We start from the raw sequence: 15,051 nt of genomic DNA, 5'->3' as shown, positions 1-15,051 counted from the left end.
CGTCGGTGGTGGCGGGTGGGATGCACCCGCCACCACCTTCATGAGTCGGCTGCCGGCTCAGCCGATCTGGGCACCAGCCGCCTCAAAGGCGCTGTTCAGTTTGTCCTCGCAGTCCTTGGCCGCGGCCTCTATGTCCACGGCGTCGATGATCACAGAGTGGAACATCTTCTCGATCATGCCCTGACTGGTCAGGATGCCCGCTTGGACAAGCGGCCCCTCCTCCATGCCAATGGCCGAGCCGACACCGACCTGGTCTTGAATGACCTGGATCGAGTCGGAGTACTTGGTGATGGTCTCATTGTCCAGGTACTGCGAGTCCTCGGCGATGTCGGTCAGGACCGGGAGCATGCCGCCGGGGATGGCGTGAAGGAAGTCGATGTACTCGTCCTTTGAGAACAGGTACTCGAGGAAGGCCTTGGCCTCACGCTTGACCGCGGACGCCTCCCAGACCACCAGCGGGATGTTGGAGATCTCCGCCGGGTAGTTGACCGAGTCGGTGCGCTTCAGGCGCGGCAGTGGCGCGGCCGCGATCGACTCGCTGAGATCGGGGCGATTCTCCTGCACTCCGGAGATGTGGAAGCCGGAGTTGAAGTCGAAGGCCGTCTTGCCTTGATAGAAGAGCGTGGCCTGGTCGAGTACGGAGTAGTCGAGGGAGCCCGACGGGGAGACGGTGCGGTACAGGTCGACCCAGTACTTGATTCCGTCGAGTGCGGCGGCGGAGGTGAGGTTCGCGGAGCCGTCATCCTTGAGCAGGCGCTCTCCCGCTGAACGCACGTAGAAGTTGAGGTAGCGGGCACCCAGCACGTCCCCGGCGCCCAGGGGCACGGAGAGGCCGTAGAGGTCGTTGGAGCGGCCGATCGTCTTGGCAGCCTCAGCCAGGTCATCCCAGGTCTCGGGAACGGACAGGGAGTATGACTCGAGCAAGTCCTTGCGGTACCACATCACCTGCGCGTGGGAGTAGATAGGCACGGAGTAGGAGATGCCGTCGGCCTGCCCCTCCTTGAGCGCGGCTTGCGGGAAGCGGTCACGGCCGATGGAGTCGATGATCTCGTCAAGGGGTACGAGAGCCTCGGCGTTGATCATCTCCACGACGTTGTTCGGCAGTGCGGTCGAGATGTCGGGGACCTGACCGGCGGTGAGTCCAGTGGTCCACTTAGTATTGAACTCGCCCCATGAGAACTGCTCGATGTTGACCGTGACGCCGGGGTTCTCGGTGTGGAAGGCGTCGGCCATCCGCTGCATCCAGTCGGCGCGGGCGCCCTGGGTGAACGAGGACCACATGGTCACCGTGCCGCTGAGCGGACCGGTTTCCTCGGATTCTGCGGAGCCGGAGGCGCCGCACGTAGCGAGCAGGCCGAGCATGCCGACGCCGGAAGCCGCCATGAATCCGCGTCGGCTGAATGCGTATGGGTAGGTCTGAGGGGTGGAAAGGAACATATTGCTTCTCCTTTGGATTGGACGTGTGCTGTTTGTGCTACGGGGTGAGCGACGAGCGCAGGGGGGCGGTCGCTCAGGGAAATCACGGGTCAGTCGGCGGTCTGCGCCTCCTCATTCACCTCGGCGGGGGCAAGGGGGATGCCGAAGAAGCTCAGCGGCAGGCGTGAGAAGTACAGGCCCTGGCACTCGTTCTCCCACAGGAGGCCGATCCTGCCGTCGGGCAGTTCGCACATGCACTGGTAGACGTAGTGCGCGGGGTTGAAAGTCCGGGACCGCTCCCACGATTGCCCCCCGTCCAGGCTCAGCCGGAGCACGCCGCAGCCGCGGTAGGGGAGCATGAGGGAGGCGTTGGCGAAGACAACCCGGTCCTCCCCCGCGGGCGAGGTGAGTGCCACGGCGTTGGGCTGGCACCAGATCTCCGGCAGGCTCTCATCAAAGGTGATTTCACCCCAGGTGACACCGCCGTCGGGCGACTCCGCAGTCGCCACGCGTCCGCATGGATCCTGATTGCGCATGAGCATGAGCACGGAGCCGTCGGCCCGCTCGACGATAGTGGCCTCGTGCAGCGAGTACTGCTCATCGGTGAACTCGGCCGGCACGAGGGGGCCCGCAGGGGTGGGCCGCCCATCGTTCGGGCTGGAAGCCAGCGTCCAGGTCTCACCGTGGTCGTCCGAGTAGATGACGGTGGCGCACATGGCGAGCCAGTTGTGGTCGTTGTTGAAGTACACCGGGATCAAGATCCGGCCGGAGTTCGCACCGTGCCGCAGGACGATTCCGTTTCCCGGGCAGGTGCCGAGGAATCTCATCCACGGCTCCTTGAGCGCATGGTTGAGGTCCTCCGGCTCCGACCAGGTGAGGCCATCGTCATCAGAGTAGACGTGCTGCAGGTAGGACGTCGGGATGGCGAACAGGGACTGTTCCGGGTCCGTCCCTGGCGCGAGATCGAGGTTTCCGGCGGGGCGCCCGGACCGGGTGATGTTGAGTGCGGCGTCCACCTGGAAGTCGGTGGGATCCCCCGCTGCCGTGTACACGGCGCCGTCGGCATCCACGTAGTAGCGCCCCATATCGAGGTCCCGAACCAGTCTGCGGCCCTTGGAGTCGAAGCCCGTGGACGCCCAGCAGTTGGGCTGGCCGATGCCGCCCGGGAAGTGGTCGACGAACACGTGGATCCTGCCGGTCGCCGGGTCCTGAACCATGCAGGAGTCGATGACGCAAGCGGCATCCTCCCCCGTACCGGGGCAGTCGATGACCGTCTGGAGCGGCCCCCAGGTCTCTCCCCCGTCCAGCGACCTGCGTACAACGAAATTGATGTCGTTAGGGGCGTCGTTGGCGTTGAATACGCGCTGGTCGGCCCCTGCGAGTATGGTGCCCGAGGTCAGCGTCAGGAGCGAGGGGATACGGTAGGAGGCGGAGTCGTGGAAGCCCCGGTCGAAGAGCGCGTCAGTCTGTATGGGCTCGACGCCGTGGAGCCGCTTGATCTGCTCGTCGCCGAGGACCTGCTCGAAGATCGCGGCGCTTTGCACCTCCCCCGACAGACGGACGCCATGGCAGTCCTGGCCGATGACGATCTCATCGAGGCCGTTGATGTCGCCGAGGAAGAACTCGCCCGGCACATGGGCCTCTCGGTACCCGTCCACGTATATGTCCACGGCCCCGTGCCCGCAGACCACGGCCACACGGTGCCACTGGCCGTCACCCCATCTGCCCTGTGCGACGGCCTCACGGACCCGACCGACTCCGGCGACCGCGCGGTAGACGATTCCCGTGGGGGTCACCCGCAGCGATAGGCGTTCGTCGCCGGCGGCACCGGCGGCGAACAGGGTTCCCTCCTGCATGCGACCGCGCACGCGAAAACTCAGGTCGACGGCTCCCCGCCGCGTCTGGGCGAAACGAGCGACATCGAGTTCGTCCAGGCGGTTCGCAGCGAACTCCACAGCCGGCTGGGCGACTCTCGCACGGGTAATGACCTCCCGGGCGCTAGGCACGGATCGCGAGACGGTGAAGTCGGCGATCTCCGGTGTGCCGAGGTCACCGACCCGGACGGACGCGTCGGCGCCGAGATCACCCAGGAACGCCGTCGTCGTCGCGCAGAACGCCTGATAGCCGTCGACGTACAGGCGCGTGCCGCGCGCGGTCACGGTGATCACGGCGCTGTGCCAGTAACCGTCGGCCACCCCCCTGGTGTCCTCGACCTCGATCAGGCCCCAGTTCCCGTCAACTGCGGCCTCGTAGACAAGGTAGCCGCCTTTGATCCGGGCGGAGAGCCTGCCGCGCACGCCGCCATCGATCTCTACGAGATTGCCATCGGCGGTGGCGCGGAAGTCGAACATAATGCTTCCCGTGGGCGCGCCGACAACCGTTTCCGCCAGTCCGCCATCATAAGAAGCCGCATACATTTGCTGTCTCCATTCTGAAAATAAGCGCAGTACCCCCTGGAAAATGGCTCCGGTATTAGGCGACACCGAGCGGGTACGCTCCAGGAAATCGCTGAGATCCGGTCAATACGGGCCGAGCACGGCGCCCGACGTCGTTCTCATTCAGCGCCCTCGGGGGCGGGAGGGGCGCACTTCACCCGGAGAGTTCGTTTCCGGGGTGGAAGGGGATCGCCCGCGGCTCAGCGGGCGCCACCAACGGCTCTGGCTGGTGGCGGGTCAGGACTGCGTCAGAGAGGGCCCGCGCTCCTCGCGAATAGCGGAGCGACGACGCCGAGCATTCGTAGTGATACGCCAGGCAGACGCAGCATGCATGAGACCCTCCTCGAAATGTCGTGCCGAACTGATTCGCGCCTGAGCACCTCGTAGGCGGATCCGCTTTGATCCGCCGACAAGATAAAGGTAGCGAACCCTCGCACGCTCGTCAAGCGTTTCTCGGACCGGCTGCGGCTCCTAGAATTACCGTTTCGGAACGAAGTATGAGCCGCCTCAACTGAACGGGTTCATTTAGATTACCGAAATCGCTTTTTCCGCCGCGCGCAGCCGTCGGCACACAGGCGGCGGCCGGATCCACCCGAGTGGATCCGGCCGCATACGATGCCGCCTACGCGGGGAGCGCCCCGAGGACGAGCGGTCAGGCCTCGAGAAGGGAGGGCACGGCGCCGAGCAGCGTGCGCGTGTACTCCTGCTGGGGGTGGGCGAAGATCTCCGTCGTCGTGTTCATCTCCAGGATCTTGCCGAAGTACATGACGGCGATGCGGTCGGAGACGTAGCGGACCGTGTTGATGTCGTGGCTGATGAACACCAGCCCCAGACCGAGGGCGACCTTGAGGTCCTGCAGCAGGTTGAGGACCTGGGCGCGCACGGACACGTCCAGGGCGCTGGTGGGCTCGTCGGCGACGATGATGTCCGGGTCCAGGGCCAGTGCCCGGGCGATGGCGACGCGCTGGCGCTGGCCGCCGGAGATCTGCCGGGGCAGCACCTCCAGAGCGCTGGGCGGCAGGCCCACCAGGTGCAGCAGGTCGCGGACCTTCGCCTCGCGTTCGGCGGGTGAGCCGATGCCGTGGACGTTGAGTGGGTCGATGAGCGTGTCGTGCACGATCATGCGCGGGTTCAGCGCGGTGGCCGGGTCCTGGAAGACCACGGACACCGAGCGGCCCAGGGCGCGCCGGTCGGCGGCGGAGTGCCCGAGGGGGCGCCCCTTGAAGTAGACCTCGCCGCGAGTCAGCGGTTGCAGGCCGGTCATGACGCGGGCGGTGGTGGACTTCCCGCAGCCGGACTCCCCCACCAGTCCGAGGGTCTCGCCGCGCTTGACCTTCAAGGAAACGTTGTTGACGGCGTGGACCGTGTCGGGGCGGAACAGCTTGCCGGTGCGGGACTTGTGAATGACGTGGGCGTGGCGCAGCTCGATGACCGGATCGGTCTCGGGATTCCAGCCGGCGTACTTGTCGGTGGGCATCAGTGGGCCTCCTTGGCGAGGACTGCCTCGAGCTCGGGCGTGATGGCGTAGTAGTGCTCGCCGGCGCCGGCCACGGGCCGCAGCACCGGGCGGGTGTTCAGGCCGACGTCGGGGTGAGATGAGCGCGGGGCGAAGCGGTCGCCGGCCACGAACTCTTGCGGGCTGGGGACGGTGCCGCGCACCTGGTGCAGGCGCTTGGATCCGGCCTCGATGGAGAGCACCGCGCCGAGCAGTCCGCGGGTGTACTCGTGTACGGGGTTGGTCAGCAGCTCCGCGGTGGTGGCCTGCTCGACCACCTGGCCGGCGTACATGACGGTGATGCGGTGGGCGACCTTGGCCACCAGGGCCAGGTCGTGGCTGACGAAGACCATGGCGAAGCCGAGCTTCTCGCGCAGCTGGTTCAGCAGGTCGATGACCTGCTTCTGGACGGTGACGTCCAGGGCCGTGGTGGGCTCGTCGGCGATGACCAGGCTGGGGTCGCGGGTGAGCGCCATGGCGATCAGCACGCGCTGGCGCTGCCCGCCGGACAGCTCGTGCGGGTAGCTCTTCAGGGTGCGCGCCGGGTCGAGTCCGACCAGCTCGAGCAGCTCCTCGGCGCTGCGGGTGCCGCCGCGGGAGGTGAGCTGTTTCATCTGGGAGCGGATGAGCATGGAGGGGTTCAGGGAGGACAGGGCGTCCTGGTAGATCATGCTCATCTCGTGGCCGCGCAGGGCGTTGTGCTCCTTGGGGCTCAGCTCCAGCAGGTCGCGCCCCTGGAAGCGGATCCGCCCGGTGATGCGCGCGCTGGACGGCAGCAGCCCCATGACCGCCATGGAGGTGATGGACTTCCCGCAGCCGGACTCCCCGACCAGGCCCATGGTCTCGCCGGGGCGCACGGAGAAGGACACGCCGTCGACGATGTTCACCTCCCCGTGCTGGGCGGGGAAGGCGATCGACAGGTCCTCCACCTCCAGCACGGGTGCGGCCTGCGGGGTGGGGTAGACGAGCCGGTCGTGGCGGGCCAGTTCGGCGTCGTGCAGGGCGGCCAGCCGCTCGGCGAGCGGAACCTCCTCGGCGGCGGGCTCCACGATCCCGGTCAGGGCGCTCTTCTGCCCGCCGGGGGTGGCGTCGGCGGTCAGCTCGGCGTGGGAGCGCACGGCGTGGCCGGCCTCGTCCCAGGCCTGCTGGGTCTGCATGGCCTCCTCGTCGGCCTCGACGTCCACGTGGGCGCGGATGCGCGGGGAGGCCATGGCGTCGGTCAGGCCCTCGGAGAGAATGTTCAGGCACAGGGTGGTGATCAGGATCATCAGCCCGGGGAAGAACGTCGGCCACCAGTGGCCGGACAGCAGCAGGGCCTTGCCCTCGGAGAGCATGTTGCCCCAGGTGGGGGTGTTGACGGCCTTGATGCCGGCCCCGATGAATGACAGGGAGGCCTCGAAGACGATGGCGTCGGCCACCAGCACGGTGGCGTAGACCATGATCGGGGCGACGCAGTTGCGCACCACGTGCTTGGCCAGGATCCAGGGGACGCGGGCCCCCATGACCTTGGAGGCGGCCACGTAGTCCTCGCCGAACTGGGCGAGGATATTGGCGCGCACCACGCGGGTGAGCTGTGGGGTGTAGACGACCGCCGTGGCGATGATGATCACGGCCACCATCGGCAGCCCGGAGGCGGACATGGCCAGCACCAGCACGGCCGCGAGCGCGATCCCGGGGAAGGACATGACCACGTCCAGCACGCGCATGACCACCTCCCCGATCCACTTGCGGCTGGTGGCGGCGATGGCGCCGAGGACCGCGGCCAGGGCCAGGGCGATGCCGGTGGCGCTCAAGCCCACCACCAGGGAGACGCGGGCGCCGTAGATGGCGCGGGAGAAGATGTCCCGGCCGGTGGCGTCGGTGCCGAACAGGTGCGCGGCGGAGGGGGCGACGGCGGGATCGGAGGAGACGACGTCGCCCACACCCTCCACATGGGTGACCGTCTCGGCGGAGGCCAGGCCGGTGGCGCCCGGATGGTAGGGGGCCACCAGCGGGGCGAAGACGGCCATCAGGGCGATGAGGGCCAGCACGATCACGGCGATCTTGGAGCCCAGCGGCAGGCGGCGCCAGCCCTGGAAGCGCAGGCCGGGGGCGGCAACCTTGTCCAGTGTGCGGCGGTGGGGCATCAGACGCTCCTGATCCTCGGGTTGACCAGCACGTAGAGCATGTCAACGACGATGTTGATGATGATGAAGGCCAGTGCGACCGTGATGGACACGCCCTGGACGATGTTGACGTCATTGCGGGTGATGCCCTGGAAGATGAGCTGTCCCATCCCCTGGATGTTGAAGATCATCTCGATGACGACGGCGCCGCCCATGGCGTAGCCGAGCCGCAGGCCCAGCACCGTCAGCGGGGTGATCAGGGCATTGCGCAGCACGTTGCGGGCGACGACGACGTGCTTGGGGATGCCGGCGCCGATGGCGGTGCGCACGTAGTCGCGGTCGAGTTCCTCGACCATGGCGGTGCGCACCACGCGGGTGAGGGTGCCGGTGTTGGGGACGGCGACGGCCAGGGCGGGCAGGAAGATCTGCCGCGCGTAGGCGCCGGGGTCATCGCCGAAGGAGACCCATTGGGTGACCACCGAGGGGAAGGTGCCGGTGGCGCCGGGGATGTCGCCGAACCACTGGATCAGCAGCAGGGCCAGCCAGAAGGAGGGGGTGGCCAGGCACAGGATGGAGATCACGCGGATGACCTGGTCGGGCCAGGCGTCCCGGTACAGGGCGGCGATCACGCCCAGGATGGTGGCGGCGATAACGGCCAGGAAGATGCCGATGAAGGTCAGCTGCAGGGTGATGGGGAAGGCGCTGGCAACCATGTCGGTGATCTTCACGCCTGTGAAGGTGGTGCCGAGGTCGCCGTGCGCCAGGCCCACCAGGTAGTCCCAGAAGCGTTGCAGCAGCGGGTCGTTGAGGTGGTGGGCCTGGCGGTACTGCTCGAGGGCGTCGGCCGTGGCGGCCTCCCCCAGCGCCAGGCGCGCCGGGTCGGCCGAGGAGAACGACATGACGACGAATACGAGCAGTGTCACGCCCAGCACCATGATCGGCAGCGCCACCAGGCGGCGGCCGATCAGGCGGAGGAGGTTGGACACTGGGGTGGTCCTTTTGCCGGAACTGGGGGAGGCGGGCGGTCAGGCGGTGGTGGTGCCGACGTCGATGAAGGACAGGCCGGTCAGGGCGATCGGCTGGAATCCGACCAGCGCCTCGGCGTCGTAGGCGGTGGGCGACTTGCGGTGGAAGATCGGGTAGAGCGGCACGTCTGCGGCGATCAGGTCGAAGATCTCCTGCCACTTGGCCACCTGGGCGTCGCCGTCGAGCTGGACGGCCTCGTCCAGGGCGGCCTGCACCTGGTTGTAGGCGTCGGTGCCCTTCCAGTGCAGGCGGGTGTCGGTCCAGATGTCGCCGGCGTACCACCAGCGCATGAGCAGGTCCGCGTCGTTACCGAAGACGGAGGGGTCGCCGGGAGCGATGACCACGTCCCAGTCGCCCTGGGCGGAGTCGATGAAGGCGTAGACGTCCGCGGACTTCTTCTCCTCGTAGTTGACGGTGATGCCCAGGGCCTCGAGGTTCTCGCGGATGATCGGGCGGACGGAGGCGAACCAGCCGTGGTCGGAGCACAGCAGGTTGATGCTGGTCACCCCGGCCTCGGCCAACAGCGACTTGGCCTTGTCGGCGTCGTAGGTGTAGACGGTGCCGGCCTGCTTGTAGGCGGGGTGGTCGGCCTGGACGAAGCAGGTGGCGGGGGTGGCGAGCGTGCCCATGCCGGTCTCGCAGATCTTGTCGTAGTCCAGGGCGTACATGATCGCCTGGCGGGCCTTGACGTCGGAGAGCGTGGCGTTGTTGAACATGGCGAACAGCAGGGAGAAGCCCTGCTGGGCGGCCACGGTGATGGGCGCCTGCATGGTGGCCAGGTTGGCCACGGGGACGGCGTCGATGGCCTGGACGGTGCCGGAGGTGATGGCGTTGGTGCGGGTGGTGTCGTCGGGCAGGATCTGCCAGGTCATGGACTTGGCCAGCGCCGGGTGGGGGCCGTTGTAGTTGTCGTTGCGCTCGAAGACGATGGTCTGGGAGGCGGCGCCGTTGTCGGTCATGGTGTAGGGGCCGGTGCCGACCGGGTTCATGTCGAAGGCGGCGGCGTCGGCCTCGACGGCGGCGCGGGGCACGATCTTGACCACGCTGATGCGTTCGGCCACCAGCGAGTAGGGGTACTTGGTGGTGATGGTGATGGTGGCGTCGTCCTTCTTCGTCACGGAGTCGATGAAGGTGATGAACTGGGAGTACAGCGAGTTGTTGTCCGGGTCCAGGACGCGTTCGAAGGAGAAGACCACGTCGTCGGCGGTGACGGGCGTGCCGTCGGAGAAGACGGCGCCGTCGCGCAGAGTCACCTCATAGGTGGTGTCATCCACCTGCGCGGGCAGGTCGGCGGCCAGGGCGGCGTAGCACTCGCGGGTGGCGGGGTGCAGCTCGGTCAGGCCCTCCAGGGTGTGCCAGTTGGCGGCGACGGTGAGCGCGGCAGTGGTGGTCATGGGGTCGTAGCCGTTGGTGCCCAGCTCGTAGGAGATGCCGGCGGTGATGGTGCCGTCGGCGTTGGAGGCGGCCGCGTTGGCGGCAGGGTCGCCCGCCACTGCCGTGGCTCCGGAATCGGAGGATGAGCCGGAACCGCCGCAGGCGGCGAGGCCGGCGGCCAGCCCGGCTGCCAGCCCCAGCGTGGAGGACAGGCGGATGAAGTCGCGGCGGGAGGCGCGGGGAGTCGAGATCGTCATTGAGGTCTCCTGAGATCGGACATCTGTTGTCTGATGTCGGTAGAATGAATGTAGCAGGCGTCGGACATCTGATCAATCCCGGGACGGAAGATGGATTATGTGTAACGATGACCTGAGAGCCCTCCCGGCCCCACCTGACCGGGAGGCGATAGGCGCGCGAGCGCAGCGGAACCGAAGAGGGGACGAGCGAGCCATGACCGCCATGGAGATCAAGCGCGGGGCCTACACCGCCAGCAGTGGGGCGACCACGCAGGCCACCAGCGCCATGAACGCCATCAAGGACTACATCCTGCAATCCCACCTCCAGCCCGGCGACCCGCTGCCGACCGAGTCGCAGCTGTGCGAGACCCTGGGCGTGTCCCGCTCCTCCGTGCGCGAGGCCATCCGCACGCTGGCAGCCCTGGACATCGTGGAGGTGCGCCACGGCCACGGCATGTTCGTGGGCCAGGTGTCGATGCGCCCCATGGTGGAGTCCCTCGTCTTCCGGGGGCTGCTCAAGCCGGGCGACGACTACCGCAGCCTGCGCGAGGTGGTTCAGGTGCGCCGCACCCTGGATACGTCCCTGGCTGAGGCCGTCACCGAGGCGTGGCGGGGACGCGAGGACGCGGAGATCGACGCCGTCGTGGATGAGATGGAGGCGCTGGCGAAGCGTGGGGAGACCTTCACCGACCAGGACCGCAGCTTCCACCAGATGCTGCTGGCGCCGGTACCCAATCAGCTATTCGCCCATCTGATGGAGGCGTTCTGGGCGATTCACACCCTGACGGTTCCCATGCTCCATGCCCCGCGCCCGGAGGACATCGTCAAGACCGCCAACGCCCATCGGGCCATGCTGCAGGCGGCCCGCGCCGGGGACGTGGACGCCTACCGGGAGGCGATCGTGGCGCACTACGAGCCGCTGGAGAAGGCCCTCACCCGCGACTGACCTCGCCCGCCGTAATCGTCGGGAAGGTCCCCTCCCCCATCACCCGCGCCAGGTTGAGGCGCGGGTCTTCAGGCTCAAGCAGCCGGGTGAGCCAGCTCAGTCGCGCGGTCTCCAGGCCGTCGCGCAGCCAGGTGGCGCTGACGTACTCCATGGCGTGGGTGGCTCCCGGCCACACGTGCAGCTCGCAGTCCCCGCCGTCGCGCCACAGGGCCGCGGCGAAGGCGACCACCTCGTCCCGGAAGGTCTCGGCCCCGGCGACGGACAGGAAGATCGGGGGTAGCCCGGCCAGGGCGCCCGGCTGGTCAACGGCGCGGCCGGCCGCCTCATGCACGCTCACCGCCGCTCCGCCCCGCCGGCCGGGCAGGATCTGTTCCCAGGCCCAGTCGTTCCAGTGCGCCGGCCACAGCCCGTCGTCGGGGAACTGGCGGGCCGACGGCGGCTGCACCGCGCCGTCGGGGCCAGGCAGCCCGGTGCGGTCGTCCAGCATCGGGTAGTCGAGCAGGTAGCCCAGCGCCCGAGGCCCACCGCGGTCCCGAGCGGTCAGAGCCAGGCAGGCGGCCAGTCCCCCGCCGCCGCTGGGCCCGACGACGACGATGCGCTCCGGGTCCGCCCCGTAGTCCGCGGCGTGCTCGGCGGCCCAGGCCAGTGCCGCCAGGCAGTCCTCCCCCGCTGCGGGTGCGGGGTGCTCCGGCGCCAGGCGGTACTCCGGGGCGAGGACGACGCCGCCGAAGCGCCGCGCCCAGGCGGTCGGGGCGGCCAGGTCGTCGAAGCGGCAGCCCATCACCCGGCCGCCGCCGTGGATGGACAGCAGCAGTGGGGCGCCCGGCTGCGCCGCGCCGTCGGTCGGGGTGACGACGGTCAGCGGCATGGTGGTGCCGTCGGCGCGAGTGAGGGTCGCCTCGTGCAGGTGCGCGTCCGGGCAGGCGGCCAGATAGACGGCGCGGCGCCGGGCGATCGGGATGCGACGGTCGGTCAGCGTGGAGCTGTTCAGGGGCGGGAGTCCGCCGGCGGCCTCGAGGCGCTGGAGTACGAGCGCGGTGGCGGGCTCGTAGGGCGGGCGGGGTGGCGTCGTCGGCGTCATGGGCGGAGAGTACGCGTGCCGGCGCCCCGATCCGCTCCGCCTGGGCGCGCGAGTTCGAAGAACCGGGTTGAAAGGCATGCACGGGCACCCAGGCGGCGTATCCTTCAATTCCGAGGCGGGCGTGTCGCATGGGTGCGAGAAGAGGGCGGTCATGTTCTGTTCACTTGCCCGTAGGCGAGGAGGCGCCGTGAATAAGAAGCAGACCACTGGGATCGTCGTCTTGGCCGGGATCGCCCTGCTCGCTGTCCCGTTCGCTATCGGTAAGAGCGGCGATGCCGCGACCGCCGCGCCCGAATCGGCGGCGTCGTCTGAGGCACCGATCGCGCCGGAAGTTCAGGAGCTCGCCCATCACGAGCTCGAGGGCGACGACTTGACCTTCGCCCCCGGGGTCGAGGTGCCCACAGCAGCAGACCTCATTCCCGAACTCGCGGGCGCCACCGTTCAGACGCAGGACGGCTCCGACCTCACCCTCGAGGCCGACGCAGAGAACCCGGCGGCCCGGCGCAGTCTGGAGGACAGTGGGCTGGACCCCGACTCCACCGGCGTGGTGGTTCACGTGGCCGAGGGAGACCTCGCGGTTTCCGAGGCGCTGTACTGGCAGTGCGGCTGGATCGACGAGTACTTGAACGCGGCCGACGCCGGGGACGCCACGCGCATGGATAGCGCCGAGGCGCAACTGAGCACCTTCCCCACCCTCAACGCCATCACCACCTACGCTCCGGAATTCGCCGAGATGCACTCGTACATCGTGGTGCCCATGATTGACGGCGACCTCGATATCGGACGCCGATGGCTCGACAAGAACTGCCAGCCCTACACCAACCGCTAACACCACGCGGCCTGGCAGCCTCGAGGCCACAACCTCGCTCGCGAAAGGATAAGCGCTCATGCCAACGCCTGCACGGCGATTACTCAGCTCGGGCGCAGTCGTCGCAATCTATATCGCGTGCTGCGTGGTTTTGGGCGTGTCTGGGCACCTCGCACTAATCAGGGACGAGTCCATTCCCGCGCCCGTGATCGAACTCTACACAGTGTTCCTCGTGATGCCGCTTGTTCTTCCCGCAATCGCCCTCCACTTCGACAAGAAGCTCGAGGCGAAGCAGACCTGGTGGACCAGCCTGCTGCTGGCACCGATCGAGTATCCACTATACCTGCTCGGAATCGCCCTGCACTTCTGGTCCATCAACCCCATTGCAGATGCGTCGCTTCCCCCTCCCTGGGCGTTGTATGCGGTGTGTGCTGTGTTTCCCGCGGCGACCGTACTGGTAGGCCGGATTTACCGGGTCATACGGCCGCCGCGGGAAACACAGAGATCAGGCCAGCAGGAAGTTCGCAAAGGCCCGTGACGCCGCCTTCGACACCAAGTCCCTCAACTGGATGGTTGATTCCAGGGGGGTGGGTGTCGGTGGGGTTGGCGTTTGTCTCGGAGTGCGTGTCTGGTCGGACCGCTTACGCGCGGATGGGCCGAGTGCGCGCGGTCGGACTGCCTTAGACGCACTCTCAGGCGGTCCAACCGCCCAGACGCGGTCCAAGTGAAGCAACGCGGTCCAGGTAGGAGCCGAACCCGCCCCTGCCCCCGAGCGATCCACCCGCCCACGCCCACCGACCCCTGACATCTGCCCAAACAAGACACCCCCGCCCCCTACCACGCCCACACCCCGGAGTCGAATCATTTCCTCCGGTACGGGGGTGCGGCGCGGGGCAGCTCGCGCGCCGATGCTGAACCCGGCCGTTGGCGTGGCCGGCGCACCCACTGGCGGCCGGGGCGGCCGTCTGCCCAGTGGTGTTATTCGTTGCTCCTGTGGTGGGTCTGCACACTCGAGGGGTGAACCCTGAGGCGGAATCCGCAGAATCATGCGGATTTCACCCACAATCCGAGTGTCATGACCGTGCTCCAGTGTGCAACGACCCCCTCGTTGCACACTGTGTCAAGCCCCGGGTTTTGTGGAGGCTGTTTTATCTGGCGCCGGCGGTCGCCGGCTGGGGTTGGCTGGTGGTCTGCTCGCCGACGTCCTGGGCGTCGGCGGTGTCGGTGGTATCTGGTGGTGGTGGGGTGTATGCCTGCTCGTGCTGGACGGGGCTGTGCATGTCGATGGCGGAGTGAGGCCGGACGGTGCCCGACCAGTTGCACCCACTCGGCGGTAGCGAGCTCGACATCGTCGATGCCCTCCCAGGGCCCGTGGGAGTCGAGGTACTTGTGGTTGCGGATGAGCTCGGCCTTGTAGAGCGAGTTGAGGGCCTCGGCCAGCGCGTTGTCGTAGGAGTCTCCCTTGGAGCCCACCGAGGCCACAGCGTCGCAGTCGGACAGGGTCTGCCCGTAGCGGATCGCCCGGTACAGCGGCCCCGCGGTCGGAGTGGTGGATCAGGCCGGTAAGGTCGGCTCCTTCGCGCTGGCGCTGCCAGATACCCATCTTCAGAGCGTCCAGCGCCAGATCGGTGTACAAGCTCGTTGACGTCTGCCACCCGACGATCCGACGGGAGTACACGTCAGTGACAAAGGCCACATACACCCAGCCCGACAGGGTGCGCACGTAGGTTATGTCCGCCACCCACAGCTCGTTCGGCCTGAAGGCGCTGAAGTGTCTTTTGACCAGGTCCGCCGGGCACTGCTCCTTCGGTACGGACCGGGTCGTCCTGGGCGACTTGGCGCGGCGGATGCCGTGCAGGCCCATGTCCCGCATCAGACGCTCCACGGTGCAGCGGGCCACATGCCCCAGGCCGTGCCGGGCGGATTCCTCGGGACGGCCCCGCATCGCATGCATCTTCCTTGCGCCCAGTACGCAGTAGTTGTTCTCATGCACCCGCCCGATCTCGGCCTTCAGAGCCTGGTCGCGCACCGTCCTTGCCGATGGGGGACGACTCCTGGCTGCGTAGTAGGTGCTCGGGGCGATCTTGACATCGGCGCTGGCCAGCGCCTGACAGAACCGGCACAGGCCC

The 15,051-nt window shown here is 67.8% G+C and carries 11 protein-coding genes and 1 pseudogene; 3 read left to right on the top strand and 9 right to left on the bottom strand.

Going from position 1 to position 15,051, the window contains the following annotated elements:
• Positions 1–57: 57 nt before the first annotated feature.
• The 6 genes from DRB06_RS08285 to DRB06_RS08260 all read right to left on the bottom strand — a co-directional run bounded on the left by DRB06_RS08285 (position 58) and on the right by DRB06_RS08260 (position 10,108).
• Positions 58–1,437 carry an ABC transporter substrate-binding protein gene (locus DRB06_RS08285; protein WP_111819664.1) on the bottom strand — a complete coding sequence of 460 codons (1,380 nt, stop codon included), beginning with the start codon at positions 1,435–1,437 and terminating at the stop codon, positions 58–60.
• 89 nt (positions 1,438–1,526) lie between these two features.
• Positions 1,527–3,833, bottom strand: coding sequence for an exo-alpha-sialidase (locus tag DRB06_RS08280; RefSeq protein ID WP_111819663.1), 2,307 nt, complete (start codon positions 3,831–3,833; stop codon positions 1,527–1,529).
• 670 nt (positions 3,834–4,503) lie between these two features.
• Positions 4,504–5,328 (bottom strand): ATP-binding cassette domain-containing protein, encoded by an 825-nt coding sequence (locus DRB06_RS08275; protein ID WP_111819662.1) that lies wholly within the window; start codon positions 5,326–5,328, stop codon positions 4,504–4,506.
• Positions 5,328–7,472, bottom strand: coding sequence for a dipeptide/oligopeptide/nickel ABC transporter permease/ATP-binding protein (locus tag DRB06_RS08270; protein WP_111819661.1), 2,145 nt, complete (start codon positions 7,470–7,472; stop codon positions 5,328–5,330). Before DRB06_RS08270 ends, DRB06_RS08275 begins: the two co-directional genes overlap by 1 nt.
• The gene (locus tag DRB06_RS08265; protein WP_073330796.1) at positions 7,472–8,437 is read right to left on the bottom strand and encodes an ABC transporter permease; all 966 of its coding nucleotides are present in this window, start codon (positions 8,435–8,437) and stop codon (positions 7,472–7,474) included. The genes DRB06_RS08270 and DRB06_RS08265 overlap by 1 nt, the downstream gene beginning before the upstream one ends.
• A gap of 39 nt (positions 8,438–8,476) precedes the next feature.
• Positions 8,477–10,108 (bottom strand): ABC transporter substrate-binding protein, encoded by a 1,632-nt coding sequence (locus DRB06_RS08260; protein WP_111819660.1) that lies wholly within the window; start codon positions 10,106–10,108, stop codon positions 8,477–8,479.
• 202 nt (positions 10,109–10,310) lie between these two features.
• On the opposite strand from DRB06_RS08260, the gene DRB06_RS08255 reads away from it, so the two are divergent.
• Complete coding sequence (locus tag DRB06_RS08255) at positions 10,311–11,033, top strand: FadR/GntR family transcriptional regulator (RefSeq protein ID WP_073331383.1); 723 nt, start codon at positions 10,311–10,313, stop codon at positions 11,031–11,033.
• On the opposite strand, the gene DRB06_RS08250 is transcribed toward DRB06_RS08255, so the two are convergent.
• Positions 11,020–12,114, bottom strand: coding sequence for an alpha/beta hydrolase fold domain-containing protein (locus DRB06_RS08250; protein WP_108967987.1), 1,095 nt, complete (start codon positions 12,112–12,114; stop codon positions 11,020–11,022). The genes DRB06_RS08255 and DRB06_RS08250 overlap by 14 nt on opposite strands.
• Before the next feature lie 187 nt (positions 12,115–12,301).
• Between DRB06_RS08250 and DRB06_RS08245 the strand changes: the two genes are divergently transcribed.
• Together DRB06_RS08245 and DRB06_RS08240 are read left to right on the top strand one after the other, a co-directional pair.
• Positions 12,302–12,943 (top strand): hypothetical protein, encoded by a 642-nt coding sequence (locus DRB06_RS08245; RefSeq protein WP_111819659.1) that lies wholly within the window; start codon positions 12,302–12,304, stop codon positions 12,941–12,943.
• Between the two features lie 184 nt (positions 12,944–13,127).
• Entirely contained in the window at positions 13,128–13,460 is a 333-nt protein-coding gene (locus DRB06_RS08240) for a hypothetical protein (RefSeq protein ID WP_146750841.1), read from the top strand.
• A gap of 610 nt (positions 13,461–14,070) precedes the next feature.
• Here DRB06_RS08240 and DRB06_RS16625 read toward each other — a convergent pair.
• Both DRB06_RS16625 and DRB06_RS16955 read right to left on the bottom strand, forming a co-directional pair.
• Complete coding sequence (locus DRB06_RS16625) at positions 14,071–14,202, bottom strand: hypothetical protein (RefSeq protein ID WP_256329428.1); 132 nt, start codon at positions 14,200–14,202, stop codon at positions 14,071–14,073.
• A 260-nt stretch (positions 14,203–14,462) separates the two neighbouring features.
• Positions 14,463–15,005: pseudogene (locus tag DRB06_RS16955) on the bottom strand (IS3 family transposase); the annotation flags it as partial.
• Positions 15,006–15,051 lie beyond the last annotated feature (46 nt).

Origin of the sequence: Actinomyces sp. Z5 (assembly GCF_003287795.1) — a bacterium.
Classification (GTDB): Bacteria; Actinomycetota; Actinomycetes; order Actinomycetales; family Actinomycetaceae; genus Actinomyces; species Actinomyces glycerinitolerans.
The sequence above is the reverse complement of the archived record's forward strand: the minus strand, read 5'-3'. Positions and strand labels throughout refer to the sequence as shown.